The 26,120-nt window shown below is 59.2% G+C and carries 25 protein-coding genes and 6 pseudogenes; 14 read left to right on the top strand and 17 right to left on the bottom strand.

Annotation, left to right across the window (positions count from 1 at the left end):
* Nucleotide 1: 1 nt before the first annotated feature.
* On the bottom strand, nucleotides 2-628 hold the full coding sequence (locus P3T40_RS39545; RefSeq protein WP_429273121.1) for a winged helix-turn-helix domain-containing protein: 627 nt from the start codon (nucleotides 626-628) through the stop codon (nucleotides 2-4).
* Between the two features lie 469 nt (nucleotides 629-1,097).
* On the opposite strand from P3T40_RS39545, the gene P3T40_RS39540 reads away from it, so the two are divergent.
* Complete coding sequence (locus tag P3T40_RS39540) at nucleotides 1,098-2,027, top strand: LysR family transcriptional regulator (protein ID WP_429273120.1); 930 nt, start codon at nucleotides 1,098-1,100, stop codon at nucleotides 2,025-2,027.
* Between the two features lie 151 nt (nucleotides 2,028-2,178).
* A complete protein-coding gene (gene poxB / locus P3T40_RS39535; RefSeq protein ID WP_429273119.1) occupies nucleotides 2,179-3,900 on the top strand; it encodes a ubiquinone-dependent pyruvate dehydrogenase in 1,722 nt (573 codons plus the stop codon).
* 112 nt (nucleotides 3,901-4,012) lie between these two features.
* On the opposite strand, the pseudogene P3T40_RS39530 reads toward poxB, so the two are convergent.
* Nucleotides 4,013-4,786: pseudogene (locus tag P3T40_RS39530) on the bottom strand (cytochrome c biogenesis CcdA family protein); the annotation flags it as partial.
* Between the two features lie 250 nt (nucleotides 4,787-5,036).
* Nucleotides 5,037-6,437, bottom strand: coding sequence for an amidase family protein (locus tag P3T40_RS39525; protein WP_429273118.1), 1,401 nt, complete (start codon nucleotides 6,435-6,437; stop codon nucleotides 5,037-5,039).
* 573 nt (nucleotides 6,438-7,010) lie between these two features.
* On the opposite strand from P3T40_RS39525, the pseudogene P3T40_RS39520 reads away from it, so the two are divergent.
* Nucleotides 7,011-7,112: pseudogene (locus P3T40_RS39520) on the top strand (IS110 family transposase); the annotation flags it as partial.
* A 95-nt stretch (nucleotides 7,113-7,207) separates the two neighbouring features.
* Here P3T40_RS39520 and P3T40_RS39515 read toward each other — a convergent pair.
* Entirely contained in the window at nucleotides 7,208-7,897 is a 690-nt protein-coding gene (locus tag P3T40_RS39515; protein WP_429273117.1) for a YoaK family protein, read from the bottom strand.
* A 426-nt stretch (nucleotides 7,898-8,323) separates the two neighbouring features.
* Here P3T40_RS39515 and P3T40_RS39510 point away from each other — a divergent pair, with 426 nt between their 5' ends.
* The 4 genes and pseudogenes from P3T40_RS39510 to P3T40_RS39495 all read left to right on the top strand — a co-directional run bounded on the left by P3T40_RS39510 (nucleotide 8,324) and on the right by P3T40_RS39495 (nucleotide 11,889).
* Nucleotides 8,324-9,880 (top strand): hypothetical protein, encoded by a 1,557-nt coding sequence (locus P3T40_RS39510; protein ID WP_429273116.1) that lies wholly within the window; start codon nucleotides 8,324-8,326, stop codon nucleotides 9,878-9,880.
* Nucleotides 9,881-10,089: 209 nt separating this feature from the next.
* Nucleotides 10,090-10,911 carry an acetolactate decarboxylase gene (budA, locus tag P3T40_RS39505; RefSeq protein ID WP_429273115.1) on the top strand — a complete coding sequence of 274 codons (822 nt, stop codon included), beginning with the start codon at nucleotides 10,090-10,092 and terminating at the stop codon, nucleotides 10,909-10,911.
* Between the two features lie 20 nt (nucleotides 10,912-10,931).
* Nucleotides 10,932-11,507, top strand: a pseudogene (locus P3T40_RS39500) (thiamine pyrophosphate-binding protein).
* Nucleotides 11,508-11,577: 70 nt separating this feature from the next.
* Complete coding sequence (locus P3T40_RS39495) at nucleotides 11,578-11,889, top strand: hypothetical protein (protein ID WP_429273114.1); 312 nt, start codon at nucleotides 11,578-11,580, stop codon at nucleotides 11,887-11,889.
* A 40-nt stretch (nucleotides 11,890-11,929) separates the two neighbouring features.
* Here P3T40_RS39495 and P3T40_RS39490 read toward each other — a convergent pair whose 3' ends face one another.
* Nucleotides 11,930-12,124, bottom strand: coding sequence for a hypothetical protein (locus P3T40_RS39490; protein WP_429273113.1), 195 nt, complete (start codon nucleotides 12,122-12,124; stop codon nucleotides 11,930-11,932).
* A 42-nt stretch (nucleotides 12,125-12,166) separates the two neighbouring features.
* Here P3T40_RS39490 and P3T40_RS39485 point away from each other — a divergent pair, with 42 nt between their 5' ends.
* The gene (locus P3T40_RS39485) at nucleotides 12,167-12,415 is read left to right on the top strand and encodes a thiamine pyrophosphate-dependent enzyme (protein WP_429273112.1); all 249 of its coding nucleotides are present in this window, start codon (nucleotides 12,167-12,169) and stop codon (nucleotides 12,413-12,415) included.
* Between the two features lie 138 nt (nucleotides 12,416-12,553).
* On the opposite strand, the gene tnpB is transcribed toward P3T40_RS39485, so the two are convergent.
* The 4 genes and pseudogenes from tnpB to P3T40_RS39465 form a co-directional block, all read right to left on the bottom strand.
* Nucleotides 12,554-12,724 (bottom strand): IS66 family insertion sequence element accessory protein TnpB, encoded by a 171-nt coding sequence (gene tnpB / locus P3T40_RS39480; protein ID WP_429273111.1) that lies wholly within the window; start codon nucleotides 12,722-12,724, stop codon nucleotides 12,554-12,556.
* Complete coding sequence (tnpA, locus tag P3T40_RS39475; protein ID WP_429273110.1) at nucleotides 12,721-13,107, bottom strand: IS66-like element accessory protein TnpA; 387 nt, start codon at nucleotides 13,105-13,107, stop codon at nucleotides 12,721-12,723. The genes tnpB and tnpA overlap by 4 nt, the downstream gene beginning before the upstream one ends.
* A 76-nt stretch (nucleotides 13,108-13,183) precedes the next feature.
* Nucleotides 13,184-13,561: pseudogene (locus P3T40_RS39470) on the bottom strand (AAA family ATPase); the annotation flags it as partial.
* A 216-nt stretch (nucleotides 13,562-13,777) separates the two neighbouring features.
* Nucleotides 13,778-14,089 carry a hypothetical protein gene (locus P3T40_RS39465; protein WP_429273109.1) on the bottom strand — a complete coding sequence of 104 codons (312 nt, stop codon included), beginning with the start codon at nucleotides 14,087-14,089 and terminating at the stop codon, nucleotides 13,778-13,780.
* Nucleotides 14,090-14,248: 159 nt separating this feature from the next.
* On the opposite strand from P3T40_RS39465, the gene P3T40_RS39460 reads away from it, so the two are divergent.
* Together P3T40_RS39460 and P3T40_RS39455 are read left to right on the top strand one after the other, a co-directional pair.
* Complete coding sequence (locus P3T40_RS39460; protein WP_429273108.1) at nucleotides 14,249-14,458, top strand: hypothetical protein; 210 nt, start codon at nucleotides 14,249-14,251, stop codon at nucleotides 14,456-14,458.
* Nucleotides 14,459-15,386: 928 nt separating this feature from the next.
* A complete protein-coding gene (locus tag P3T40_RS39455) occupies nucleotides 15,387-15,800 on the top strand; it encodes a response regulator (protein ID WP_429273107.1) in 414 nt (137 codons plus the stop codon).
* A 149-nt stretch (nucleotides 15,801-15,949) separates the two neighbouring features.
* Here P3T40_RS39455 and P3T40_RS39450 read toward each other — a convergent pair whose 3' ends face one another.
* A complete protein-coding gene (locus P3T40_RS39450) occupies nucleotides 15,950-16,405 on the bottom strand; it encodes a hypothetical protein (RefSeq protein WP_429273106.1) in 456 nt (151 codons plus the stop codon).
* 1,036 nt (nucleotides 16,406-17,441) lie between these two features.
* On the opposite strand from P3T40_RS39450, the gene P3T40_RS39445 reads away from it, so the two are divergent.
* Nucleotides 17,442-17,843: a response regulator transcription factor gene (locus tag P3T40_RS39445; RefSeq protein WP_429273105.1), complete on the top strand. Its 402-nt coding sequence runs from the start codon at nucleotides 17,442-17,444 to the stop codon at nucleotides 17,841-17,843.
* Between the two features lie 238 nt (nucleotides 17,844-18,081).
* On the opposite strand, the gene P3T40_RS39440 is transcribed toward P3T40_RS39445, so the two are convergent.
* The 5 genes from P3T40_RS39440 to P3T40_RS39420 form a co-directional block, all read right to left on the bottom strand.
* On the bottom strand, nucleotides 18,082-18,390 hold the full coding sequence (locus P3T40_RS39440) for an acylphosphatase (RefSeq protein ID WP_429273104.1): 309 nt from the start codon (nucleotides 18,388-18,390) through the stop codon (nucleotides 18,082-18,084).
* A 257-nt stretch (nucleotides 18,391-18,647) separates the two neighbouring features.
* Nucleotides 18,648-18,830, bottom strand: a complete 183-nt coding sequence (locus tag P3T40_RS39435; RefSeq protein WP_429273103.1) for a hypothetical protein — start codon at nucleotides 18,828-18,830, stop codon at nucleotides 18,648-18,650.
* 231 nt (nucleotides 18,831-19,061) lie between these two features.
* Nucleotides 19,062-19,703 carry a CBS domain-containing protein gene (locus P3T40_RS39430; RefSeq protein WP_429273147.1) on the bottom strand — a complete coding sequence of 214 codons (642 nt, stop codon included), beginning with the start codon at nucleotides 19,701-19,703 and terminating at the stop codon, nucleotides 19,062-19,064.
* A 140-nt stretch (nucleotides 19,704-19,843) separates the two neighbouring features.
* On the bottom strand, nucleotides 19,844-20,299 hold the full coding sequence (locus P3T40_RS39425) for a hypothetical protein (protein ID WP_429273102.1): 456 nt from the start codon (nucleotides 20,297-20,299) through the stop codon (nucleotides 19,844-19,846).
* Nucleotides 20,300-20,837: 538 nt separating this feature from the next.
* Nucleotides 20,838-21,107: a DUF1488 family protein gene (locus P3T40_RS39420; protein WP_429273101.1), complete on the bottom strand. Its 270-nt coding sequence runs from the start codon at nucleotides 21,105-21,107 to the stop codon at nucleotides 20,838-20,840.
* A 599-nt stretch (nucleotides 21,108-21,706) separates the two neighbouring features.
* On the opposite strand from P3T40_RS39420, the gene P3T40_RS39415 reads away from it, so the two are divergent.
* Nucleotides 21,707-21,949: a hypothetical protein gene (locus P3T40_RS39415; RefSeq protein ID WP_429273100.1), complete on the top strand. Its 243-nt coding sequence runs from the start codon at nucleotides 21,707-21,709 to the stop codon at nucleotides 21,947-21,949.
* Between the two features lie 472 nt (nucleotides 21,950-22,421).
* Here P3T40_RS39415 and P3T40_RS39410 read toward each other — a convergent pair.
* Nucleotides 22,422-22,639: pseudogene (locus P3T40_RS39410) on the bottom strand (hypothetical protein).
* A gap of 23 nt (nucleotides 22,640-22,662) precedes the next feature.
* A complete protein-coding gene (locus tag P3T40_RS39405) occupies nucleotides 22,663-22,968 on the bottom strand; it encodes a hypothetical protein (RefSeq protein ID WP_429273099.1) in 306 nt (101 codons plus the stop codon).
* Between the two features lie 86 nt (nucleotides 22,969-23,054).
* Between P3T40_RS39405 and imuA the strand changes: the two genes are divergently transcribed.
* Together imuA and P3T40_RS39395 are read left to right on the top strand one after the other, a co-directional pair.
* On the top strand, nucleotides 23,055-23,762 hold the full coding sequence (imuA, locus tag P3T40_RS39400) for a translesion DNA synthesis-associated protein ImuA (RefSeq protein WP_429273098.1): 708 nt from the start codon (nucleotides 23,055-23,057) through the stop codon (nucleotides 23,760-23,762).
* A gap of 271 nt (nucleotides 23,763-24,033) precedes the next feature.
* Nucleotides 24,034-26,028: pseudogene (locus P3T40_RS39395) on the top strand (error-prone DNA polymerase); the annotation flags it as partial.
* Between the last annotated feature and the right edge of the window lie 92 nt (nucleotides 26,029-26,120).

The raw sequence follows: 26,120 nt of genomic DNA, 5'->3' as shown, positions 1-26,120 counted from the left end.
CTCATCGGAGCATGTAGCCCGCGCCCCGGAACGTATGGATACGTGGGCTCGTACTTCTGGCGGCTAGCAGCCTTCGCAACTGTCCGACATGGACGTCGATCCGGTTCGTATGCGGATCGAAATGGCAATTCCACACGTCTTCGAAAATGACCGTTCGAGTAACCACCTGATCGGCACGGCGCATCAGACACTCGAGCACGCGTAAGGCGGTGGGTCGTAAATCGAGGGTATGGCCACTATGTGTTGCCTCGCGTTTCAGAAGATCAAGCTCAAGCGGCCCGATCCGCAAGGCGGTCTCGACAGCCTGATCGGGACGTTTGGTTCGTGGCGCCGCTCCCACTTTCGACTGATCAAGGTGGCCGGCACCCAGGGCGCGCAACCCCCGGATACGCTCTTCCACCTTCGACATCACGTCGGCATCGAGCACCAGCGTATCGAGACCTATGGTGCGGATTGCGGATAGCACAGCGTGCCCAATTGCTGCGGGCGACATGCAATCGAGGGCGAAGAGTGCATAGGTGCCGGACATGACTTCAGCCGACGTTATATGGTCTGCATTCGACGCGCCGCGATCGAGAACGTCTTGACCAGGCAGTGCGCCATCGTCGATGGTAGGTATCCTCAACATGATTAGCATGTCCAATGAGAGCATTTACCGGTGACCGCATACGGCTAGAGATAGCGTCGGCCATGCTTCAAGATAACGGCTTGGAATTCACGAAACCAGCATACAAAGCGATGCTGGCGATCCCACATGCATATCGGAGTTTCATACTCGGGTATGGAACGGCGATCGATAGGCCGTTTGTCAGGTTCCGTGTATCGCTTGCACGGGTAACGGCCGCGCGGCCCGTAACCGACCCATCGCGTGGCTCGGGGCATACGTATGTATGAACTGTGTACGCGTAAGCAGTGGCGCCTCCACCGGTTCGTATGATTTGATTTTTATACGGCTCCACGTATCTTGATCTCATGCCAGCGCGGTGTGTGCTTTTCTCACTTGCCGTCTGCGATGAGTTGCCTTGCTCTAATCCGGATATTTCTTCATATCGCCTGACCGATGCCGTGCCGGTCACCTCTCATAGACGAGTTCGAATATGAACAAGCTAGAAGCTATGCGTATTTTCATGCGTGTTGCCGATCTCAGCAGTTTTTCGCTTGCCGGAAAGCAATTAAACAAATCACCCGCTGCGATCACCCGCAACGTTGCGATGTTGGAGGCGCAGCTCAACGTGCGTCTGATGAACCGCTCCACGCGTAGCCTTTCGCTGACCGAGGCAGGGAAGGTTTATCTCGATGGGTGCCGCGCCGTGACCAAAGCGCTCGATGAAGTCGAATCCGGTCTGGTTCGCTCGGCGCACGATCACTGCGGTGTCTTGCGCATTGCTTCACCGGCAGTGTTTGCTACGACTGGTCTTGCCTCGCTGCTGGCGGCATATCGCGCAATGGCGCCTCGCGTCGACTTTGATGTAACAACTTACGATGCGCCCATCGACGTGATTGAAGGTGGGTTCGATGTGTGCTTCGCCACTGACCGCCACCCGGTCAGTAACTCGCTTGTTCGTCGTCCGCTTATGACCATCAAGGAGATATTGGTGGCCTCTCCCGCCTATCTGGCGAACCGGGGTAAGCCGGACACCCCTGCGGTTCTTCAGCGGCATGACCTGCTTACTGAACGCGACGGTTCCCGTTCATGGGAGTTCGCCGACGCGATCGGGGTAAAGCATGTTCTGGTGAACAGCATACTCAGCGCGACCAGTTGCGACGCCGTGCGATCCGCAGCGCTCGCCAACATGGGCATCGCGTTGCTGCCGATTCCGCTTGTCGCAGACGATATCGCGAAGGGGAGGCTGGTTCCGCTGCTTGAGCGTTATCAGATCAACGGCGGTCCGCAACATATCGCGCTCGTCTACTACGAACGCAGATGTCTCACTGCGAAAGTACGCAGCTTTATCGATTTTGTGCTCGATCGATTCCAGGAACCCGTGATCCACGATTCGCAAGTCACGCTGCGCGTTGTGGCCTAGTCGTGATCGGTTACGCGTTGGCGGACAACCTTGCATCGCCGGGCGGCGAAACGTAGGGCGCGCGCTCGGTCAAGCGCGTACTTCGAAGTTAAGGACGGTCACCGGCAGACTTGAAACGAACTGCCAATTTTCAATTTTTTAGGAGCGAATCATGGGCAAACAGACTATCGCCGACTATCTGGCAAAAACGCTCGACGCCGCGGGCGTCAAGCGAATCTGGGGTGTAACGGGTGACAGTCTGAACGGGCTAGCGTTTAGCCTCGACCAGATCGGCTCGATCCGCTGGATGCACACGCGTCACGAGGAAAGCGCCGCGTTCGCGGCCGGGGCAGACGCCGCATCGACAGGACAACTTGCGGTGTGTGCGGGCAGTTGCGGTCCGGGCAACCTTCATCTGATTAACGGACTGTTCGACTGTCACCGCAATCATCAGCCGGTGCTGGCGATCGCCGCGCACATTCCATCGACCGAAATCGGTCTGGGCTATTTCCAGGAGACGCATCCTCAGGAGCTCTTCCGCGAGTGCAGCCATTTCGCCGAACTCGTGACGAATCCGGCGCAGTTTCCGCGTGTGCTGGAACGAGCGATGCGCACGGCCGTCGAGGAGCGTGGCGTCGCCGTCATCGTCTTGCCGGGAGATGTCGCGTTGACGGAATGTGCGGAGAAAATCGGCAGCTGGAGCGAAATCACGCCGCCGTCGATTGTCCCCGCAGACGCTGATCTTGACCGCCTGGCGGACCTGCTCAATGCATCGAAAGATGTCACGCTGTTGTGCGGAAGCGGCACTTCCGGCGCGCATGATGAAGTGATTGCGCTCGCCGAGACGCTCGGAGCGCCCGTGGTTCACGCGTTACGCGGCAAACAGTTCGTCGAATGGGACAACCCTTACGATGTCGGCATGACGGGTCTGATCGGCTTCAGCTCCGGTTATCACGCGATGGAATCCTGCGATACGCTGGTGATGCTGGGTACGGACTTTCCCTATCGCGCGTTCTATCCGGGTAACGCGAAGATCGTGCAGATCGACTGGAAGGGCTCGAAGCTCGGTCACCGTGCGCCTCTCACGCTTGGGTTGGTGGGTACGGTGAAGGATACGATCAGAGCGGTTTTGCCGCGTTTGCAGCGCAAAGACGACCGGCGCTTTCTGGACAACGCTCTCAAGCACTACACCTCGGCGAGAAGCGGGCTCGATGAACTGGCCGTGGCGTCGGAACCTGGCAGGCCTATCCATCCGCAATATCTGACCAGGCTGATCAATGAAGCGGCCAACGAGGATGCGATTTTTACCGTGGATGTCGGCACGCCGACGCTCTGGGCCGCACGGTACCTGACCATGAATGGCAAGCGTCAATTGCATGGCTCGTTCAATCACGGCTCCATGGCCAACGCGATGCCGCAAGCGCTTGGCGCGCAGGGTGCCCATCCTGACCGGCAAGTCATCTCCCTGTCCGGCGACGGCGGTCTCTCAATGCTGCTTGGCGATCTGCTGACGGCGCGGCAACTTGATCTTCCCATCAAGGTCGTCGTGTTTAACAACAGTCTGCTTGGATTTGTCTCCATGGAGCTGAAGGCCGGCGGTTATCTCGACACCAACGTGGATCTGAGCAAGACGGATTTTGCAGCGATCGCGAAGGGCGCCGGGATTTTCAGTGTCCGGGTAGAGGAGTCGGAGGACATCGCCGCGGCGTTGAAAGCCGCGTTCGAGCACCCAGGGCCGGCACTGGTCGACGTGGTGACTTCGAAGCACGAACTCGCCATGCCGCCGAAGATCGAGTTTGAGCAGGCCAAGGGGTTCAGCCTGTATATGCTGCGCGCCATCCTCAACGGGCGTGGCGATGAAATCGTCGAGCTTGTTAGAACGAACTTGCGCTAAGGCGTAGTCGAGTGAGCGGCGGCGCGAGATATCGTGCCGCCGTTCGAGGTGCCGAGGCGTGAGGCTATGCGTTAGGGGTTCGGCGTCATCCGTTATCCGTTATCCGTCGCGTCGCGTCGCCGGCTGCATGACTCGACAGAGGCGTTCCGAGCGGTGTCATCCCTGGCGACAAGCGCTTAATCAGCTTCTGTTCAATCACACCCGTATTGACGGTCGATACGCGTGCGAGGACGCCCGTGTCTAAACCGAACGAAATCGCAACCACGCCAGCGAGCATCGCCGCGCCGATCCCGCGGCGAATCCATTCTCCCGCGCCGAGCGAGCGTTTCATCGCCGTGAACACCCGGCCGCCGATCAACAGCGCCACTGCAAGCGAGGTTGCCGCGCCGGCCGCATAGGCGGCCAGCAGCAGCGTCGTGCCGACACTCGCGCCGCGCAGCGCGGCACCCGTGAGCACCAGACCGAGAACCGGGCCGGCGCAGGGCGCCCACAGCAGACCCGTGGCGATGCCCAGCAGGAACGACGACCCCGCGCGAACCTGCTGACCGTCGGCCTGGGCAAAGTTCGACAGACGGTTGCCGGCGCTCACCAGCGGACGCATCAGATGGTCAGCAAAGCGCGGAAACAGGAGAGTCAGGCCGAATACGGCAAGCAGCGCGATGGCGAGCCAGCGGCCGTACTGGTTGGCCTGAGTGACCCAGCCGCCGCCGACGGCCGCGAGCGTCGCCACCAAAGCGAACGTGAGCGCCATGCCGACGAGCAGCGGCAGGCCACTGCGCACAAAAGGCTGATCGGCGCGCGCAAAGACGAAAGGCAGCACTGGCAGGATGCACGGGCTGAGGATGGTCAGGGCGCCGCCGAGGTAGGCGAGAACGATGAGTAGCATGGCTGCTCCGGGCGTGGGTTGGAAACGCGGCCAGGCCCGTATGGCTGCCGGACCCGGTGCGTGACGAAACAGATCAAGCCGACATACTTCCGGCGTTGATGCATTAAGACTCGCAGAGGTATCCGGCTTATGTCGGAAAGCCGGTCGAGTGCAACGCCGTGTATCGCCGTCATCGGTAGATACATTGCGATACGAATCTCGGCCGGACTTCGCAAACAGGGAAGGTGAGCCCGATGCGTTTCCTGTCTGTCTATAAGACGGGATCGATGGGAGAGGGCGGCGTGCCGCGCGCTTCGATAGCTTTGCCGGCGAGCAGACACAAATCTTCCCGGTAGTGACCGGCGACAATCTGCACCCCGACCGGGACGGACCCCACGAGCCCGGTGGAGACGACCAGGCCCGGCAACCCCATGGCGGGTAAGGCTCGCATCGTGAGTTGCGCTTCCCACACCCGTTGAAAGCCCTCCGGGCCCTGCATGTCAAGGTTGTCAGGGAACGGCAATTCTCCCGAAACAGGCAGCAACAGCACGGGATACTGGGTCAGGAACTGACGCCAGTGGCGCGTCAGGGTGGTGCGTCGTACCAGTTCACGGCTGATCACATCGGCGGGGAGCGTTGCGACCTTGGCGCGGACAGCCGTGACGACCGCATGCGCGCCGGGGTCGCCGTCGCGCGCAACGGCTTCCACGAGCGCCCCGAACCCATCGCCGAGCCACAGCCGCTCCTGGACTTCCGCTGCTTCGCGGATCAACGGGGTGTCCTCGATTTCTTCCACCTTCCATCCGGCATCCGAAAGCCGCCGCCCCGCGTCGAGCAGCGCCGCTTCGACCTCCTTCGTGATCTGCAAGTCGCCCGGACGAAGACATATCGCCGCATGAAGCGGCATGGCGGGACCATCGATGGGCGCCGGTACCCACCAGGGGTCGCGAAGATCGCGCGCCGACATGGCCAGCAGGGCCACTCGAAGGTCTTCGACCGTGCGGCCGATCGGGCCGGTCGAAGACATGAACTGGGCACCGATTGGACGCTCCGGCGAGGACGCGTTGAAGGCCGGAACGCGGCCGAACGTCGGGCGCAACCCGTGGATGCCGCAGGCATAAGCCGGGTAACGGATCGAGCCACCGATATCCGTGCCGAGCGCAAGATGACCAATGCCGGCGGCCACGCCTGCTGCGGCTCCTCCAGACGAGCCGCCTGGCGTGAGCGACGGATCGCGCGGGTTGCGGGTGGCGCCGTGGACCAGATTGCTGGTGAACCAGCGCAGGGCGAAGGTCGGCGCATTGCTGCGGCCGAGGAGCACCGCGCCGGCCCGCTGGAGGTTATCGACCGCCGGACTGTTGGCGTGCGCCACCAGGTTCTCCTGCTGTCGCGTGCCGTTGGTCGTGGCGAACCCCGCCTGATCCGTATTGATCTTTACCGTGACCGGAACACCGGCCAATGGACCAGGATCCTCGCCGCGGGTCATGAGTTTGTCGACCTGATCGGCCTGTTCCCGCACCCAGTCCGGCCGGTGCGCAACGATTGCATTGATCAGCGGGTTGACTGCATTGAGCCGTTGGAGCGCCGACTCCGCCGCTTCCCGCGCAGAGACTTCGCGGGTACGAATGAGGTGAGCAAGTTCAGTTGCGGGCAAACGCCATAGATCCGTCACGGTGCCTCCGATAGGGGTCAAGATTTTGGTGAGGGTCCCCGCCAGTCCTCGGGGTTCGCACAGTCTTGCTCAATGGGAAAGGCAGCCTATGAGCATTCCGTACGACACAATCTATCGTCGGCAAGAGCGGCGCACCATCCTATCAACGGATAGCGCTTGCCTAACCATCGAGTGACACACTCATACAGATGGTTAATTCGCGCGAAAGCGCGGTGGTCTAGGGCACAGCGGACCAGTCTCTTTTCAAAGACTGGAGGTGCCGACAGGTTCAACCTTTATCTACGCTAGCGCTATGGTTTGACTCGTCATAGGCTGCTTATGATTTTCCCGGATGTCACTGAAGATAGCCCTTCGCAAGTCGCGCATGTGCGTGAACCCGGGAGCGCAGGCGAGTCTGGCTCGGTACACGGCACAGTTACGCAAATCGGGATCTTCGCGGAAAAGTGTGATGGTTTTTCACGATGAAAACGTCGGAGAACCGATCTGGGCAACGGTTTGCGCGTCTTGATGGCCAAGCGAAATCGGGCATGATTTAGCGATGGCTACTTCACCCAAACTCAAGCGTCTTTCCGACGCATACCGGTTCGACGGTTTGTGAAGGCATTCGTGATGGGTAAGAAAAACGACGCCCCCGATGCACGTGCGATCCGGATATCGGTGCAGCAACCAGGCAGAGCATGAGGGACGCATGCTTTTGTATGTATAAGTTGTACCTCATTTTTTCGACGAACGGTATTTTTTCCCGCTTGCCTGAGCCTTCACCAGAAGGTCTACGAGGGGAGCCGCGCAGTGACATCGATAATCATAAGCATACCCAACAGGCATATGGCGGGCAACAACGCGGCTGCGTTTCCCATCGCGTGCGTAGCCAACGCGCCGATCACCGCACCAATGGCAAAGCCCGTACAAATTGCCGCAAATGCGCGAGCGCGAGGTGTGGCGGCTGCAATGGGCGTCGCACCGATGCTCAAGGTGAATAACGCGTCGGCAAGCTGCCGCATGTTACCGGTCGCGGCGATCGATGTGTAGGTCCATCCTTCGATGTTCGCGAACGCCGACCACTGCAGCGACGCAGCGAATGAGATCGAAACGGTGGACAGATAATCGTTCATGTTGGCTGGCAGCGCGGCGTTGATCAGTAATACTATTGACTCGACTGCGAGACAAACAGACGCGGCACGCCATTTCAGGCGCGGACAGACCAGTTGAATCGCGCGGACAAAGAAGATCCCGGCAAATAGCGCGATCATGGGCGGAATATGGTGGAACGCTACTGACCACTGTGCGTTGGCGACTGCCAGCGCGGCGAACAGCACATTACCGCTCTGCGCATTCGCGAACACCATTCCGTGACCGATGTATGTATACGCGTCGAGGAAGCCACCGATCGCGCTCAACAGCAAGCCGGCGCCAAGCGTAGATTCCAATGCAGACGGTGCGGCGACGGGGGCCTTGCTCATAACGTTTCCGGCCAGGCGAAAGAACAGAAGATGTCGGATCGGCGCGTGACGCGACGTGCATGGCATCGCACCGGCGATCGCCGCACGTTGTTGCCTACCTCAAGATATCGGGGATCCAGGCGGATTGACAGCCTACTTGACGGTGCCGCCGCTAGCGCTTAAGTTGGCGTGCGACATACACGTGTATAGGACTGTGACGAATTCGTGACAGCGCGGGCGTGCAGGCTATCAAGCAGGTGCGCGTTGGGCAGTCCGCAAAATGTGCACGCCCATCTGTTGCTCATATGCGAACGCTCATGACCTAAGTTGCTCTTGCTCGACCGGTGCTCCGACGCGAACATCTATGCGCATCCAGTGGCGCGTGGAAGTGCGGGGCACTTCCATGGCGCTCGAAAAAGCTTCTAAAAAAATCCAGTCGCCACAGCCATGACAACCCTATCCTCAGTGAGCCTCGCGAGCGCCTTGCTCGGCGCGTCGTCGCCGATCGAACGTGTCTCGCGTCTTTCGGCGACTGCACCTGCCACGCAAGATGCTTCGACGCCACAGCCATCGTCGATCGTAACAATCGGCCAGGTAGGTTCGGCGAGTCCCTCTCCGGCGTATTACGTTGTGCCAATCGCGGCGCCGGTCGTGACATGGGAGACCAACACGATCGACGGGATAACGAAGCTGATGGCCGGCAACTACCAATCTCAATCTCTCGCGGGCCAGTTTAATGGCCTCGGGAGTGCGCTACTGACCCAGTTAGCCAACGGCGGCGGCGACTATTCGCAATCAGTGCAGGTCGGCTCGGGGAGTTCGTTGGGCGGATTTGAACAGGCGTTATCCGGTAACCAGGCCAACATTAAACTGACCATCGAGACAAAAAGCGGCGTGGAAGTGGACGTGACGCTAGAGAATCAGGGAGGCGAGTTGTCCGTCACGATGCAAAGTCATGGCAGCCTCAGCACTGCGGAGCGTGGTGCGATCGGAAAGCTCTCAAGTGCGTTCCAAAGCGCAATCAACGGACTTGACGCGGTCCCGCCTGCGCTTGATTTAAGCGGACTGTCCCAATATGACCCGTCGTTGATATCGTCGGTGGATCTAAGCTCTCAGATGACCGGTAATGACCAATCGGCCCAATCCATTGACTTCCATGCTGACAGTTTAGCAAGAACGGTTAGTGTGGGCGGGGGCGCCGGCTCGATAAAGATGGACGTTGACATGAGTAACCCCGCAATATGGGGAAGCCCGCAGCGACAAGCGCAGGCTATTAACGGTTATCTGCAGCAATTCGATCAGGCGAACACTCAGGGACAAGGCAACGCGTCGCTGATGGCGTTGTTCAAGGAGGCTTTTACCCAGATGAACAGCAACGACGTTGCTGCTTCAGGGCAGTCATCGGCAGCAAACTCTGTCTCTCCGTTGCAACAGACCGAGCAAGCTATGCTGACGGGGCTGCCCGATTTCAACGCCTCGATTACCGATACGCCGAAAGCATCCAATCCTATGCGCCTGAACGAAATGGATACCTTTTCCTATCAGGTGTCCCAACAGACTCAAGTTGCTGGGGGAACACGTGACGGATCGATTACACAGCATCAACACTCCGAGTTGAATGCAAGCCATCACCAAGCGCTGTCCTCAGACGCTCCGCTGGATCTTACGCTCAAGACGAATTCGCAAAACTACGATTACGTGCGGGTCCAGGATGAGGCAGATAGCACAACCAACATCGCCTATCAGAACGGACAGCTTACCAACGCGTCGCTAATCCGATCGGCGGACAAATCCACGCATCAACAGACCTATGTGTTGGGCAAGCTTGTTCAGGATAAGACGACGCCTTCCGAACAGTCGCAGTCGCGAGATTTCTTGGCGTTGCTGAAGCCCTTCCTTACGGATCGCAACCCGCAACCGGATGCGATTCAATTTCAAAATACCTTGTCGGAAATACACGGTCAGATCTTTTTACAGGCCGACCCCGCCAGCTTATCAAACTGAGCGCGCTGTGCTCGCGCATTCGGTTAAGCATGGCTTCGTATAGGGTCACCCATACATCGGTCCGCCTCGGCAAACGTAGAGGCGATTTCCTCCGCAGGCCGATCGGGAATATCTTGATTGCACTGCATCCCGACTCATGACGATGCTTCGTCCATCGATCGATGGTTCCAATGTGCGCAACTCGCGCAGTTACCCTTGGGATATGACACGTGCCTGAACTCAATTTGGTCATTCCCGCGGTCCTCGACCGCGCGCTCAAAGATGAAATGATGAGAACCGGGACGAGCGCATCGTCCATCGTCGCAGCAGCGCTGGCGGAGTACTTTCATACGCCTTTGCATACGCTCTTCCAGGTTTCAACCTCGGGCGCGCTGGTGGAAGGCGTTTGCACGGGTGCCATCTCATCGGAGGTGATCCTTAAGCACGGAGATTTCGGCTTGGGAACCTTCGAGAACCTCGACGGAGAAATGGTCGTGCTCGACGGGCACATCTACCGGACCCGTGGCGATGGAACGGTCTCGCAAGCGCCTGTGGATGCGTGCGCGCCGTTTGCCGTCGGGACGCGTTTCGCGCCCGACGTCGATCTCTCAATCGAGCCGGCAGACTCGTTCGATATCCTGAAGGAACGGTGTGACGAGTATCGGCGCTCGAACAACATTTTCTACGCGATTCGCCTCGACGGCGAATTCCTCCATGTCCGCATGCGCGCGGTCAGCCCGCCCTCGAGCGGGGGCCGGCTGATTGACGCCACCAAAGCGCAGGCCGAATTCGAACTCAGCGAGATTCACGGCACGCTGGTCGGACTGTGGTCGCCGGGTTTCTCCAGCGCCTTTAGCATCGCCGGATATCACTTTCACTTCATGTCCGAAGACCGTGCGCATGGCGGCCATCTGCTGGCGTGTTCGACCGGGCCCTTGCGGTTACGTATCGAAGCGCTCACGGACTTCCATTTCGCGTTGCCCGAAAACGAATCGTTCCTCAAGGCGGACCTGAGCAAGAACTCCGCGGGTGAACTTGCGTACGCCGAATAGGCTCATTAGGAGATAAAGCGATGTCTAGCGAAAATCGCCGTGCACCTCGAAACGGCGCGGAACTTGTTGTGCAGACCTTGGAAGATCGAGGCGTCAAATATGTCTTCGGTATTCCTGGCGCCAAGATCGATGCTGTGTTCGATACGCTGGTCTATTTGACGATACAAACTGTCGTGTGACGGCATGAACATAATGCGGCTTTCATCGCGGGCGGGATAGGGCGTATGACGGGGAAAGCCGCTGTGTGCATCGCAACGTCAGGGCCTGGTGTGTCGAACCTCGTCACCGGTCTCGCGACCGCGAACTCCGAAGGCGATCCGGTCGTCGCGCTGGGCGGTGCGGTCGCGACAGATGAGTCATTGAAGCATATCCATCAGACCATGGACTCGGTGTCGATCTGCAAACCCGTCACCAAGTTCAGTGCCTCGGTCGGCGCACCGCATGCCGTCGCGGAAGTGGTCAGCAATGCGTTTCGCGCGGCGGAGTCGGGTCGTCCCGGCGCCGCATTTGTCAGCTTGCCGCGTGACATCATCTCGGCGCGGGCTGAAGGCAAGCTACTGCTCGCACCAGGGCTCTCGGGGCAGGGGCCGGGCTGACGGCGCCGCTATCGCAGAGGCCGCTCGCCTGATCAACGCAGCCCATACACCGGTCGTGCTGATTGGTTTGTTGGCAAGCCAAGCGGCCAATGCAACCGCGGTGCGGGAGATGATTGCCGGGCATCAATTGCCCGTGGTCGGCACGTTCCAGTCAGCGGGTGCGATTGCCGCGCACCTGCTGGTAGACTTCGGTGGACGCGTCGGGCAGCTTGCCAATCAGCCGGCCGACCGGCTTCTCGAGGCAGCGGATCTGGTGATTACGGTCGGGTATGATCCCGTCGAGTATTGGCCGTCGCTCCGGAACAAGGACCGCGACCGCAAGATCATTCATATCGACGTGCTCCCCGCCGATCTCGACTCGCACTACTGTCCCGATCGTTGAGCTGGTGGGCGACATCGCGCAAAGCCTGTCGGCTCTGAAGCTACTGCTCGATCACAAGGAGCAGCCGCCAATCTGATCGCGTATTCTCTACGCGATCAGGGAGGAACGTGCCCAGCTTGGCCAGCAAGCCGCGCAGCTTGGCGGAGCACCAGTCCACCCGCTCAGGATCGTCTACGAGTTGCAGAAACTGCTTGAGCCCGATGTCACGCTCTGCCTCGACATGGGCTCGTTTCATCTGTGGTTTGCGCGGCATCCCTACAGCTTCAGGTCGCTTCAGGTGTTGATCTCGAATGGTCAGCAGACACTCGGCGTCGCATTGCCGTGGGCGATTGCCGCAACCTTGGTGCGACCCACGGAGAAGGTCATTTCGATCTCCGGTGACGGCGGCTTTCTTTTTTCGAGCATGGAGCTCGAAACGGCGGTCCGGCTCAAATCGAACCTTGTTCATATGGTCTTGATCGTTCATGTGAACTATCGGGACAACCACAAGCTGTACGAAATGGTGCATGACAACGCGTTTCACTGACCGACGGGAATACCAGACGCCCGTTGGTGAAAAGAGAACAATGCCGATCCTGAGGTGGCTCCTATATGCCGCTCATCGAGTGGCTCCAATACGCCGATCCTGCACTGGGTCCATTACGGCGATCATCTGGTGGCTCGATTACGCCGATCCCGGAATGGCCTCATTACGCCGATCCGTGACAGCAAACAGATAGGCGTGGTGCGGCCGTGCCGCGCCGAACACCTTCACCACACGCGCAAGGATCGTATCGATGCCCGCACGCATATCGATGGGCTCGGTTGCCAGCCAGATCGCGTCGATGCGGATCATCGCAGCCACCCTTGCAACCAGGCGGCGCAATCGGCTGCAGCACAAAGCGGCCAGCGCACTGTGACGCTCGCCGCTCCCCGCCGCACTTCGATCTGAATCTCCGTCGAAGCGGGCATCGCGCCCGGCGCCTCCAGTTGCAGCGGAACAAACTGCGCCGGCGGCACGCTCACGGACTGGCGCGCCTCACGCGCGAGGTCCTGTTCCTCCTGTGCAGCCACCCATCGGTGCAACAAATTCGCATTCAACTGGAAATGCAACGCGACCGCAGCGATCGACACATTCGGCTGCATCGCCGCTCGGATCACCTTCTCCTTGAACTCCTTGCTGTGGCGACGGCGCCGTGTCGGCTGCACCACCTCAGAAACTGCTTCATTCTTGTTCATAGCGTACACGTGTCCATTAAAAAACAGGTGGACACGATCGTCGCCTTCATAACCCGCCAGTCCGAGGCGACATTGCCGGGCGCTTACCGTCTTGCTGACTCTTGTTGAGTCGATGAATTTCGTCGAGAAACAGGACGGTTGAGCGGTCATGTTGGTCTAGTACCTGCTGGGCGCGCGTGGCGGCCTCCCTCAGTTCCTTGATGCCGGCGGCGACGGCGGACTCAGCGATGAATTCATAGTCGAACGCCTTCGCGGCAAGCCGTGCAATCGTCGTCTTACCGACGCCGGGCGGTCCCCACAGGATGAACGAGTGCAACCGTTTGGAGTCGAGAGCGAGCCGAAGGGGCTTGCCCGGGCCCCGCAGATGAGACTGTCCCACTACATCGCTGAGCGATTCGGGGCGGAGCTGCTCGGCGAGCGGCGCGCGAGGTTTGGTAGTGAAGAGGTCGGTCATATCGCATATGGCGTGCGGCTTTTGTACCGGAGACTTTAGGCTTGCGGGTCCGGCCTGCCGACAGGAGTCTCCCAGACATGTGGAGGGCAGGGGAAATCAGTGATTTGGGTCCAACTGCGACCGGCATTCTGCCGGTCCGTGGATTCTACGCGTACCCTCGCTATGCTGCGTCCGTGCCCTCAGAAGAACCTCTTCTGATGCGCTGGCGCATAACGCTCAAGCTTGCATGCTATTGCTCGCATCGAAGGAGTTCGGCGCGGGTGCGACGTAGCGCCTCCAAGTAGAGGCGGTGGTAGCCCCGCTGGCCGACTTCCTCCTGTCCGAAGCAGGCGGGAACACGCACCAGTCACCATCGTCGTGCCGAAAGAAGAACAGTGCTCGGACTCCGCCTGCAGTCTCGACGCACACATAGCGACTGCCATCCCTTCGTGTACGACCGAACGCAATCACATGGACTGGTGTCGCGGGAGCCGAAGCTAGCCATTTCTCGACCAGAGAACGCAGAGACTTTTCATTCGTGTTTTTCATGTTCCCTCCGGCAGGCCTGAGGCCTACCGATGCTGGGGGGAGCGTACCAACTCCCCCAGTTCCGAGCCTTGTCTACCGCTGGCGAAATCGTTATTGGCCCATTTGCCGGCTCGTGCGGTTTTCCTGCTGATTAAACGCGTAGTCTTCACGCCGGGTGATATGGCTCCCGTCCTGGCTTGCCGTGTCGCGCTCCTCCTGGCGAATCTGATGGTCATCGCGATGGAGTCTCGCCGCCCGCGTGCGACATTTCACCTTCCGCACTTCGTGGTGAATGCGCCGGTCCTGATTCGCGAGGCGCTCATTGACCCGAGCGCGGCGTGGGCGCGCCGCATCCCGGTTGGTTTGCGCCGAGGCGGTGCCGGCGAATGACAAGGCGGAGTGCTGCGACAGCGGCGATTTTGTAGGCAACGTTGTGCATGTTCGTCTCCGATTCAGTTTGAAGGGACGGTTGCTAGCCGTTCATCTCCTCAGCGGCTCGGACGACCACGATGTTGATCGAGGGTTTGTGAGTTCTGAAACCGAATATTTCGTGTCAGACGGGATTTCCGGGAAGGGCCGGGCCGGGGCACGTGTTTCAAATCACACGTCTCGTTACACACAAACACACCGGTAATCTGCACTCCAAATATTGGGAGCGCGTTATGAAAAGAATCTTTGCGCTGATGCTAATGGCGGTATGTCTTGGAACCGCACTCAGCGGCTGCATCGTAGTCCCTGAAGGTGGCGGCTACCACGACCATTATCACGACCACTATTAAACGTCGGGCATGTCTCTCGCGGCACCTTCGGACCAGTTCGGATAGAGGAGGTCGCCAAGAGGTGAAAAAGAGCCCTGCTCCATGGAGGAACAGGGCCGGACAGGATGAAGCCGGCAGCGGACATTGCTACTCCTGCTGCCGGTCCTGCAACTACGATGTTGCTACTTCGACTGCCTGCTGCGCTCAAAAGCGACTGGCGCACGCCGCGCCAGCGATGCTATCAACGGTACGGTTCAAAACAACGCGGGGGAAGACCGCGTATGGGCTCAGGACTTGCTCCCATGAAAATCATTGTAGGGTTGATAGCTCACGCGCAATTGGTCGAAACGAAGGCGGTTAGTCCTGCAATTCGGGGCTTCGCCAGAGGTCACGCGTCCAGCTCCGCTGTCCGCGTAGGCTCGGCAGCTGCCAGTCCTTGCGTCGCGCGCCTTGACGCTTCCAACCAGAAATGTGAACTTGACAAATTTTGTCTGTCGAACACTAGAGAGCCAGTCGCGGCGTGTCGCGCGGAGACGGCTTGAGACCGGTCGATGTGGGCGATGAAAAAAATCGAAGGTAGCGGCTCAGAACGACCAATTTTTCGACATTCCCAAACGGCGATGAGCACAGTTCTACTGGTTGACGACGACGGCGATACATTGGCAGCATGGACCGAGGCGTGCGCACAAGGAGGGTACAGCGTTCTCGCTGCCGCCGACGGCGTTGCCGCATGGAACATACTGACCACCGCGCACGTCGACGCCGTCGTCTCGGATTTACGAATGCCCAGGATGTCGGGCGGTTTACTGTGCGAACGTGTGCGCGAGCAGCGCTGGTTAGCAGATAGAGTATTTATTCTGGTTTCTGGTGAACTCACACCGCCTGCTTGTGTGCGCTACGATTGTTACATGCGAAAGCCGCTCGATTTTGGAGAGCTTTTCGCCGCGCTACGTCGACTCTTGGGCACGCGATAAAAACGTTCCTTTGGACGCACAGAACTCGCATGGAGGAGCCTGGCGGGACGCATCGTCCGTACATCTGCTCCGCGATACCGTGAGCATGAATGATGCTGCGAGCCCCGCCGCTAGAGCGCTACGCGTTGTGGGTGCCCTTTTCGAGTAACTTAATTCAATCCAGGGCAGTCGCTTCGTCGAGGTGAGAATCGCCAATGACCGGAAGGGTCCTTTACCGCGACGGCGCCACGGTCGAACAACACTTCGCAAGCGGTAGCTAGTCGCGCACCGCATATGTAGTCAATAACCAGAAGCGTGCGAGCTGTTGCACTACCGCACGAAGGACTCCCTTCATCGGTACCGGGTGCCGCGCAGCCCGTCTCTGCGCCGTATCGGTTTGCCGCGCTGGTATCGTCAAGGTATTCCCCGTGCGCGTCATACTCCGCGCGTTCATGGGAGTGCAAATCCGGCTCAGGAATCTCGGGATGCAACCGCGAGGCTGGGTCGTGTTCACTTTCCTCGTAAAGGTGCCCGTTCGCCGGGGTTAAACCCAGCGCCTGCAACGCCTGAAGCGCGTCTTCGCCGTCCCAGTACGAGGTGAAAAAGCCAACGAGAACTTGTAGCATCTGTTCTCTCCTGGTTCACACTGGTCCGTGCTGACGAGCAACGCTCATGCCTGTACTCGCGAGTCGCTGGCGGCGCGCATTCCACTCGTGCTAGTGCTTCCACCTACCCGGTTTGACCCGACGCTGCGATGAGCTTCGACCGGCTGTCAGCGGGACGGTGTTGGGTCTGAGCAAGGCAGCGTGATAGACGCCGAGGCGCGCAGCGACGAACCGATTGCGAGTAACAGCATCGGCAGGTTTGCCGGCTTGCGGAAATACATTGACCAACACACTTGAAGCCGCTGGGTCCGGCGCCGCCGAAAGTACAAAAAATCGTAGCTGAGCGAATGCCGGTTTCCACAGGATTTGCCTGCCCAGCTCTCCGCCATCCATCCCGGGCATTTCCCGGTCCGCGACCATCAGTCTGGCGGGGCCTGGATGAAAACCTAGGCCGCCATGGGAGGAGTTTCCCAGCACGAAGTGGTACTGGAGCGCCGCCGACGCATCACTTGCTCACGTCGCGGCGACGGCCTTCCGCCCAGAACGAGGGGAATGGTGATGACCGGCCTTTGAGGCGGCGACTTGCAGGTCAACCAACGGAATGGCTGTTACTTTGCACGCTACACCCTCAGAGCCGGGCAGGACCCCTGAAAACGCGGCGAGTCCAGTGCCGCACAGCGCTACGACTGAAAAGACCGCGACCGCGAGTAATGCGCGAATACGACTAGGTCTCGGATTGGATGAGTGCCGCAAACCGTTCATGACAGCATCCTCCTCGTTGGCTACCGTGAAATATACGTGCGGCCAACGCTGAAATGCATGTCGGTCGAGGTGATAGTTGTAAGCAATTATCCAAATTGTGCGGCGGTCCGAAGGTTGGCAAGCGGGGTGGTATGTTTCCTGGTTCGCTTGGGGTAGCAGTCCGCTGCCGGGTTCGCGCCGAATGCAGTGGCCGTTCATTTGGTTACATACAAACACATCGGTAATTTGCGCGCGCAATACAGTGAAATACATTCAACGAACTCGACGAAGCGCGTAGGGAGGACAGGTGACGACTATGATTCCGGCACTCCCCAGCGCCGGTGGGCAGCAAGAAACAAAGAGGACCATCCTTCTTGTCGATGACGATGTCGCCATCGTGAAAGCGTGGAAACGCATCCTTGAGCTTGCGGGTTATCGGGTCGTGACCGCCAGCAATGGCAATGCCGGGCTTGTTGCCGCCAGCGAGGAAAAGCCCGACCTCATCGTCACGGACCGGTCGATGCCAGCAATGGAGGGCATTGAGTTCTGCCGTCAACTGAAGCTAGACCTGGAACTCGCACGGATTCCTGTCATTCTCGCGAGCGCTCACCCTGTGGAGCCCGGCGACGCAGCAGTGTGGGATGAGTTTTGGCAAAAGCCCGTGTCTCTCGTGGTAATGGTCGCATCGGTACGACGTCTTTTGAACGCGTCTTCGTAGCGAGCTGAGGACGCGCAACCGGGTGCTCCGGAAGAGCACCCCATAAGCGGCTGCAGGACACCGCCGTGGCCACCCGTGCGAGACGTGAGGAGAAGTAGGTGCGGGAGACGGAACGCGAAGTCCGAGGACGGATTTCCCGTCACGGGGAAACGGATGAACCGTTCTGCGCCGGAACCGCGTTTGTGGAACTGTGGCGCTTTACGTGGAGATGAAATGCGCTACCGCGAATGGCGGGTCCTTACAACGTCGGCAATCGCTCAAAGTGTTCGAAGCGGGCAAACGGTGGCGCGACTTCAGTCACCTCGAGCCCATCGACAAGCGCGGCGGACATACCTTCGCTTAGCCAGGCGCACATATCTGCAAGCTGCTCCGGCGAGCCTTGCACCATCGCCTCCACGGAGCCGTCCATGCGGTTGCGGACCCAACCCGTAACGCCCAATTCATAAGCACGGCGTACACTGGCTTCACGATAGCCGACTCCCTGCACGACGCCACGCACCCTCACCAGCCGGGTCTCAAGCATCCCATCTTTCTGGTCGTCTTCCATCCGTGGCTCCCGCGTTGGTTGTCACGATATCCGGCGTCCGGTACAACCCGGCGTCGATGCGCCTATTGCGAAGTTGGCAAGCTATCGCGCCGACGCTACTCCGGGTTAGCGGTTGCGAGCGTTGTGTGCTTCTGCCTGGGCTGCCTGCACTGAGCCGGGTTGCTTCCATCTGCGAGGAACGGAGCAACGCGACGGGCAGTGACCAAAGTCGGTGTCACGCAGCCTGGTCGACTTGCCCGGGGCTCTTGGCATTTTATCTATCTGGCCACTTTTTTCGTTGTGTCTTCGTCGAGCAGTTCGTCGTCCTCGGACTGCAGGACAGGGGCGGCACCGTCGGGTGTCTGTGTGCCGATGTCGCCGCTCGGGATTTCATGCGCATCCTTGTCCTGGGCATTTTTGCGGCCGCCGCCGCGTGTCCGGTCCTTTGATTGGTTCTTCATCGCATGCTCCGAAGAGGAAGGTAGTAACTAACTGGGTGCGTCACCCGCACGGGAGTGCTGCAATCAGGTTTGAACCGGTTGCGGCCGGCAGTCGAACGGTCACCGTTCCAGAAGTGGAGACCGGTCGCGCAACGAAGTGCATCCGAACAGCTGGCCTGTGGTCGTCATTTTGCAGGCAGGTACTCCTGCGTCCGTTTCCCTCGCTGCCTGTTCCCAAAATTGTATGTCCCGTCACTCCGGGGCGCCAGCCCGTTCCCACAGGATGCGGGTGCGAGGGCGAATACGGGCGTCGCGTTCAGAAGTGCAATCGAGTTCTTCAACGTTCGCACCATCTGCATCAACATGAATGCTTGAGACATCGTACCCGCTGGCGAGTGCAGTCCAGTTGGCGACTCGATTGGCTTGTTCAAACTGAGCGGTGGCTGCGTCCACCGCCTCCTGCTTCGTTCCCTGGCCGACCGAAACGCGCATCAACTCACCGTGATGCGGCAGGCCCGCATGGTCTAGTATTTCCTTGTAGAAGACGACTTCGAAGGGACGCCGCTCGGAACTCGTGCCCCCTGCGTCGCTCATTGAAATGATGCCTACCAGATGGCCGTCACCTTGCGTGACCGCGAGCCTTTGGACATGAGCCGCCTTCATAGTGGCTGCTGCGGTCTCGAGAGTGTCGTTCTTGCTGCAGCAGATAACGTCTACCGACATTGCTTCTCGCACCTTCATCTGATTCGAATCGCGGTCGTCCGCAACGCCGCGCATCGCGATGTCGCGGTCGGCAATCATTCCGATAACCCGACCGTCCCGGTATACCGGAAGACAGTCAATATTATCCTGCTTGAGTAGGCCCCTGAAGGACAAGCATGGTTTGGAGTGCATGAAGAAAATTGGCATCGTCCTCAAGCAGCAGCACGTTGGCCATTCGTTCGCTCCAGAAACAGAAAAAGGCAGCAACGGACTCGAGTTGCAGAAAGGTTAGGTGGCAGCCGTGGGCTACGCTCCTAGCCGTCCCTCTTGCCTTACCCCTGTTTAAGGCAGACGTTTCGATGAGGTGAAAACCGCCAGTGCCCGGACGGGTCCTTCACCGCGACCGCGCCGTGGTCGAACAACACTGTGCAGGCCGTGGCGGGTCGCAGACCGCATATGTCTTCAACAACCAGAAGCGTGCGCTCGGTCGCGCTACCGCCCGCCACGCTGCCCCCGCCGATGCTGGGCGTGGCACAGTCCGTTTCTGCGCTGTATCGATTTGCCGCGCCGGAGACGTCGAGGTACTCACCATGGGCGGCGTACTCCGCGCGCTCTTCTGAGTGCAAATCCGGGGGTGGGCTCCCGGAAGGCAAAGGCGGCCCTGAGTCGTGTCGATTTTTCTGGTAAAGGTGCCCGTTCCCCGGGCTTAAGCCCAGCATTTGCAATGCCTGAAGTGCGTCTTCGCCGTCGCGGTTCGAGGTGAAAAGACCAATGAGAACTTGCAGCATGAACGCCCTCCGAGGTCACACCGGTGGACATTAAGACGCGCAACGCTCATGCCTGTGGTCGCGGCCCGTGGCGATATATTCGTCGGTACGCACCTGACTTGTGCGAATGCTCCAGTGGCGCGGTTTGCCGCTACGGCCAGGATGCGCTTCGGCAGCCGGCCATCGGCTTCGTGCCGGTTCAGAGCATGCCAGTCTGATAGACGGCGAGGTAAGACGCGCAGCGACAAAGGTGTCGACTGCGAATATCAGCGATGGCAGGTCTACCGGCTTGCGGAAATAAATCGCTTCCTTGCTCAGAAGATGCTGCGGGCCCGCGGTTCAAACGAGAGGCATTATCCCGTCTGGGGCAACTTGCGGCTTTTCTCTGTCTGATTTTCGTCGGTTTGTCGTCATCGGCTACGCTTACATGCACTGCCATGGCCGCTATTGCGACGCTGACCGGTCGTGCACTATTTCACGGGCAGAGTGGACCGCAGCGATAGGAGTTCATCGCCTTGCTAACGCCAGTCCGTCGGAAGCTCTGCGTGCGCCCAGGCACTTAGTGATTAAAGTCGGCGCCGTTCAACTGAATCAGTTCGCTGGGCGCTCTCAGCATTTTTCGTTCGACGGCCGCCGCAATCCGGTTGCGTCCGTCCGCATAGGCCTTTAGAAGGCGCGCGTCGGAGGCGCCGATAGGGGCCCAAAAATGCTCTTCCAGAGCGCGGCGGGAAATCGAACATTGCACGCCACGGTCACGGATGGTTGCTACGAAAAGCACCAGCTTTCCGTCAGAAGAAACGCGGGCCTCCGCCACGAGAGTACTTTCCATATTTCGTTCGCGTTTTGTTGATTAGACAGTCGAGTTATCGGATAACGCCCGCAGTACTGTCTCGCACATCATAAATCACAGAGGCGTGCTGGGAGTTCTCGCCCGCGCGGTCACCGTCCTAACGACGTGTGCATTTTCGCATGCCGCGAATACCAGTTGCTCCGGCGCGTTGGAGCACGTCGTCAACTAAATGACCGACGCCTCGAAGGTGCATCCGAGCGGCTGCCGGTAAAAAATCAGTTCATGGCCGGGATGTACGCGGACATGGTGTTCAGCATTCCACGGAGCGACGCTCCCGCCAGGGGCGGATTGCCAATCTGATAGCCTGCAATCGTTGCGGCGAGGTAATTTGCATTATCGAACAATCGGTTGTAGAACTTGCCAATCGATTTTCTTAGGCATCGCCTTAAATCCAAGCGTGCGTGCGGCACCCCGGCCCAAGCACAATCTGCAAGGCCGCGCGCCCCTGGGCGCGTGTTTTTTGAACCACCGAGGTTGCTCCGTTGCGCCATTTCTGGTCCACGATGACACAGTCGGGTCGGTCTACGTCGGACGGGCCAGCCGTGCCCTTACCTCCCAGGTACGCTTGTTGCGATTTGATGGCGTTGAAATCTCATCTTGGGAACGCCGTGTCCAAATTTTTAAGCGGGTTGGTGGCTGTGAGCCTTGTTATTGCAAGCAACGCTCAGGCGGCGGGCTGTACAAAAGGTGCGGTGGTCGGTGGCGTCGCTGGACACGTCGCGGGGAAGCACGGTGTGGCAGGCGCAGCCGGTGGATGTGCCATCGGGCACCATGAGGCCGCCAAAAAAGCGAAAGCCGCAAGCGGGGCATCCGCAGGGTAGGTACTCGTAATGCGAGACGCGCGCTGCCGGGTCGACGAGAGCCGCATACACATCCAAGTTAATAACCGCTCGGTCGCCTCGGAGCCGAAATCTTGCCGCGATACCAAGGTGCTGCATGGCGCGCTATCGACATCGGGAGCATCACTGCCGGCGTCGGTTGAGGTTGCAATCGTCACGAAAACGGGTGTCGGCGGTCACCATTGAAAACGGTACCCTCCTGGCATATGCAACAGATTTTTGTATCACGTGATGCGGCCGTTAAGCGACTTCTTTTACGGAAGCGCGAGCTTATGAGCGAAGCCACGCAGTTAGACATGGTGGAATCAGACGCTCAACTCGTGGCTGCCATCGCCGAAATCGAAAGGCTCCTGCTAGATGTCAAGGCGGGTCGCGTGCGCACTTTCGAACTCGTAGAACACGGTGGCGCTATCCTGCACGTATACGTCTCGTAGCTTTTATCCGCATCAGCGTGCTAGCCGTGGTTATCGACCCATGCGCGTGCCCAGTCTAGTCCTGCAAACTGAGCCTCTTCTTCCGATCAAATACGCCGAGCACGCCAGAGGCCTCAACAATCTTTGTTTCTCGCGTTATGGTTCCGCTGGCTGCGTATCGCTCAGGCAAAAGGATGCCGTCTTGCTGAAGTATGGCGTGCCCAAAGATGCGGTACCCCTTGTAGATTCCCGATTCCATCAAGAGCGCTAGTCCGACCGATTTCACTCAATCTCCCTGTTGCGTTTCAGCCATTCCTTGCAACCACCCTGTCCAACGCACCCGCCGTCGCAGCCGGGGCAATAATGCCGGTCCCGTAGCTCAGCGTCAACGCGCCACACATTGTCCTTCGCTGGGCTCGGCGTGCCAACAGTTCGACCGTGTTCGCGGGCGTGAAACGTCGCCTCGCCGGCCTTGCCACGCCCGATAGCATCGTCAATGGCCTTGTCGCCAAAAGCAGAGCGAAGCTTTGCCATGAACGCCGCAATTTCCGGCATTGGATGGCCGGCCTTGCTAACGCGAGTATTCATGGTTGCCGCTCCGATAAAAGTGTCAGTTCACAATCGCAAAATTGCGTGTACGATACTGTATAAATATACAGTATTTTGAGCGTGCAATGTCCACCGCTACCGTTCTTGCCGAGGAGATACATCCGTCACTTTGGCGGGCGTCGCAGCTCGCACGCGGCCGTGGGCGCGTGGTTGAGACGGGTTACCCGGCGCTGTCCGCCGAGCTTCCCGGTGGGGGGTGGCCTGTTGGCGCACTGGTTGACCTGCTGGTGCAACAAGCTGGCGTGGGTGAACTGCGACTGCTTCGGCCAGCGCTCAGCGCTTCGGAAAATCGGCCGGTTGCATTTGTGCAGCCGCCGCATATCCCTCATGGGTTGGGGCTAAGTTACATCGGTCTCTCCATTGAGCGAGTGCTATGCGTGCAGGCTGCGCAGACAGCAGATGCCCTCTGGTCGGCTGAGCAGATTGTTCGCGCAGGCAGTTGCGGTGCGCTCATTTTCTGGACGCAGTACGCGAAGGCGTCGTCACTTCGACGTTTGCACCTGGCAGCGCAGTCGTCCGAGACGCTTTTCGTGATGGTGAGGCCACTTGCCGCTGCACAGGATTCTTCGCCGGCACTCCTGCGATTGGGGCTAAGACCATCGGCCGACGGCTTGGCCGTCGATTTCGTGAAACGACGAGGGCCCTCTCGCGAAGAGCCTTTATCGATTTCCCTTCAACCCACTCCTGTTCTGCTTTCCCAACATGCGCGTCTTTCTCACCGTTCACTTGCCGAAGTTGCCGCTCCAACTGTTGCGACCAAAGTCGTCGCTTGAGCTGTTTCACGGCGGTGCCGTACTTGGGAAAGACAGCCATGCAAGCGTCGTGGTGCGTAGATATAAACGTTTCTGCTGCTCGCCGTTTCGACTGAAGACGTCGGGGAACCGCGTCGTACCCGGCTGGTTCGACGGCGACCGGGTGACGCGTAAGTCTTTCGTCGCACGCGCGGAAGACGCAGGCTGCTACCGGACAAATCGTGGACGAGTAGGTAGCAGAGGCGCTGTCGAAGAGCGCCGGTCGTTACATGGTCACTTCGGATAAAGTGCCATGGATACGACGTTCAATGTCCTGCCGGCGTACGCCGAGCTCTTCTGCTTTTCCAATTTCACATTTCTGCACGGAGCTTCGCACGCGGAGGAGTTGTCTGCGAGAGCTGCGCAGCTAGGCTATTCAGCGCTTGCGGTGACAGACGAGTGCTCGCTGGCCGGCGTGGTCCGTGCCCATGTCGCAGCCAAGGACGCGAAACTGCCGCTTATCGTTGGCTCTTATTTCCGACTGGTGAACGCCGACGGCTCGCCAGCCTTCGGACTCATTCTGCTCGCGAGGAATCGCGAGGGATACGGCAACCTCTGCGAACTGATTACGCTAGCGCGCACGCGTGCGCCGAAGGGTGAATACCGGCTCACGCCACAGGACATCTCGCGACCCGACAAAGACAACCGGCACCTACATGGCATGCCGGATTGTCTTGCCATTCTCGTCCCAAACTTTCCTGCAAAAGAAGACGTCCTGGCGGCTCAGCTCGAGTGGCTTGACGATACGTTTCCTGGACGCGCATGGGCCGGGCTCGTCCTCCATCAACGTGCGATGGATGACATCCATAGAGGTTCGGTCGAATTTGTTGCTCGCAATCAGGAGCTTCCGGTCGTGGCGCTTGGCAATGTCGTGATGCACGTCCGCTCGAGAAAGCCGCTGCAGGACACAATGACTGCTATCCGCGTCGGGAGGCCGGTGCACGAGTGCGGGTACGACCTCGCGCCGAATGCCGAACAGCATCTGCGGTCCAGACTGCGGCTCGCTAACCTCTATCCCGACGACACCCTCGCTGCCACCGTCGATATTGCGAGCCGCTGCACATTCTCGCTGGACGATTTACGCTACGAATATCCGGACGAACTTGTGCCGCCGGGGTTCACGCCGGCGGCCTATCTTCGACAGGAAACATACATCGGCGCGCAGCGACGCTTCACGTCAGGCATTCCTCACAACGTACAGGAGCAGATTGAGCATGAACTCGAGCTGATAGCCGAGCTCGAGTACGAGCCGTATTTCCTGACGGTGTATGACATTGTCCGCTTTGCCCGCAGCCAGCACATCCTTTGCCAGGGCCGAGGCTCGGCGGCCAATTCCGCCGTCTGCTATTGCCTGGGAGTTACGGAGGTCGACCCGGCACGAGGCAATATGTTGTTCGAAAGATTCATTTCGAAAGAGCGCGGGGAACCGCCCGACATCGACGTAGACTTCGAGCATCAAAGGCGCGAAGAGGTCATCCAGTACATATATCGGAAGTACGGGCGTCACCGGGCCGCGATTGCGGCGGCCGTGTCGACTTACCGACCGAGAGGCGCGCTACGCGAGACGGGTAAGGCGTTGGGTGTCGACCCGCAGATTGTCGATGCGGTGGCCAAGTCACATCACTGGTTTGATAACAGTCGGGACCTGCTCAAGCGATTTGAGGAGTCGGGGCTTAACCCGGAGACGCCTCTCATCCAGGCGTGGGCCAGACTTGCCTCACAGTTGCTCAATTTTCCGAGGCACCTGTCTCAGCATTCAGGTGGCTTCATTATCAGTCGCGGAAAACTGACGAGACTGGTGCCAGTGGAAAACGCGGCCATGGCGGACAGGTCGGTCATTCAGTGGGATAAAGACGACCTCGAGTCGCTCGGTCTCTTGAAAATCGATGTACTAGCGCTAGGCATGCTATCAGCAATCCGGCGCACCCTCGACATCGTGTCCGAGCAACGCGGGGAGCGCTTCGAAATGCAGGATATCCCGCCAGAAGACCCCGCAACCTACGAGATGATTTCGAAGGCAGACACAATCGGCGTGTTTCAAATTGAATCGCGCGCGCAGATGAGCATGCTGCCGCGAATGCAGCCTCGTACCTTTTACGACCTTGTTATTGAGGTTGCCATCGTCCGGCCAGGTCCGATTCAAGGGGGCGCGGTCCATCCGTATTTGGCCCGCCGGCAGGGTTTCGAGCCCGTCTCCTATCCGAGCGATGCGTTGAAGACGGCGCTGGGCCGAACACTAGGTGTTCCGACGGTGATTTCATAATGCACCTCTCACAGTTGAGTGTTGGAATGTTGCGGCTTCAGGTGCCCTGAAGTACGCACCCAGTGTCGCAGTTCGTG

The organism is Paraburkholderia sp. EB58 (genome assembly GCF_050436665.1).
Lineage (GTDB): Bacteria > Pseudomonadota > Gammaproteobacteria > Burkholderiales > Burkholderiaceae > Paraburkholderia.
Note: the sequence above shows the minus strand (reverse complement) of the source record. Positions and strands in the feature narration are given on the sequence as shown.

What these genes read in the sequence shown, in the direction of transcription:
- P3T40_RS39545 (WP_429273121.1), bottom strand. Translation starts at nt 628, where the DNA reads ATGTTGAGGATACCTACCATCGACGATGGCGCACTGCCTGGTCAAGAC.
- P3T40_RS39540 (WP_429273120.1), top strand. Translation starts at nt 1,098, where the DNA reads ATGAACAAGCTAGAAGCTATGCGTATTTTCATGCGTGTTGCCGATCTC.
- poxB (WP_429273119.1), top strand. Translation starts at nt 2,179, where the DNA reads ATGGGCAAACAGACTATCGCCGACTATCTGGCAAAAACGCTCGACGCC.
- P3T40_RS39515 (WP_429273117.1), bottom strand. Translation starts at nt 7,897, where the DNA reads ATGAGCAAGGCCCCCGTCGCCGCACCGTCTGCATTGGAATCTACGCTT.
- P3T40_RS39510 (WP_429273116.1), top strand. Translation starts at nt 8,324, where the DNA reads ATGACAACCCTATCCTCAGTGAGCCTCGCGAGCGCCTTGCTCGGCGCG.
- P3T40_RS39490 (WP_429273113.1), bottom strand. Translation starts at nt 12,124, where the DNA reads ATGAAACGAGCCCATGTCGAGGCAGAGCGTGACATCGGGCTCAAGCAG.
- tnpB (WP_429273111.1), bottom strand. Translation starts at nt 12,724, where the DNA reads ATGATCCGCATCGACGCGATCTGGCTGGCAACCGAGCCCATCGATATG.
- tnpA (WP_429273110.1), bottom strand. Translation starts at nt 13,107, where the DNA reads ATGAACAAGAATGAAGCAGTTTCTGAGGTGGTGCAGCCGACACGGCGC.
- P3T40_RS39465 (WP_429273109.1), bottom strand. Translation starts at nt 14,089, where the DNA reads ATGAAAAACACGAATGAAAAGTCTCTGCGTTCTCTGGTCGAGAAATGG.
- P3T40_RS39460 (WP_429273108.1), top strand. Translation starts at nt 14,249, where the DNA reads ATGGCTCCCGTCCTGGCTTGCCGTGTCGCGCTCCTCCTGGCGAATCTG.
- P3T40_RS39455 (WP_429273107.1), top strand. Translation starts at nt 15,387, where the DNA reads ATGAAAAAAATCGAAGGTAGCGGCTCAGAACGACCAATTTTTCGACAT.
- P3T40_RS39450 (WP_429273106.1), bottom strand. Translation starts at nt 16,405, where the DNA reads ATGCTACAAGTTCTCGTTGGCTTTTTCACCTCGTACTGGGACGGCGAA.
- P3T40_RS39445 (WP_429273105.1), top strand. Translation starts at nt 17,442, where the DNA reads ATGATTCCGGCACTCCCCAGCGCCGGTGGGCAGCAAGAAACAAAGAGG.
- P3T40_RS39440 (WP_429273104.1), bottom strand. Translation starts at nt 18,390, where the DNA reads ATGGAAGACGACCAGAAAGATGGGATGCTTGAGACCCGGCTGGTGAGG.
- P3T40_RS39435 (WP_429273103.1), bottom strand. Translation starts at nt 18,830, where the DNA reads ATGAAGAACCAATCAAAGGACCGGACACGCGGCGGCGGCCGCAAAAAT.
- P3T40_RS39430 (WP_429273147.1), bottom strand. Translation starts at nt 19,703, where the DNA reads ATGCACTCCAAACCATGCTTGTCCTTCAGGGGCCTACTCAAGCAGGAT.
- P3T40_RS39425 (WP_429273102.1), bottom strand. Translation starts at nt 20,299, where the DNA reads ATGCTGCAAGTTCTCATTGGTCTTTTCACCTCGAACCGCGACGGCGAA.
- P3T40_RS39420 (WP_429273101.1), bottom strand. Translation starts at nt 21,107, where the DNA reads ATGGAAAGTACTCTCGTGGCGGAGGCCCGCGTTTCTTCTGACGGAAAG.
- P3T40_RS39415 (WP_429273100.1), top strand. Translation starts at nt 21,707, where the DNA reads ATGGCGTTGAAATCTCATCTTGGGAACGCCGTGTCCAAATTTTTAAGC.
- P3T40_RS39405 (WP_429273099.1), bottom strand. Translation starts at nt 22,968, where the DNA reads ATGAATACTCGCGTTAGCAAGGCCGGCCATCCAATGCCGGAAATTGCG.
- imuA (WP_429273098.1), top strand. Translation starts at nt 23,055, where the DNA reads ATGTCCACCGCTACCGTTCTTGCCGAGGAGATACATCCGTCACTTTGG.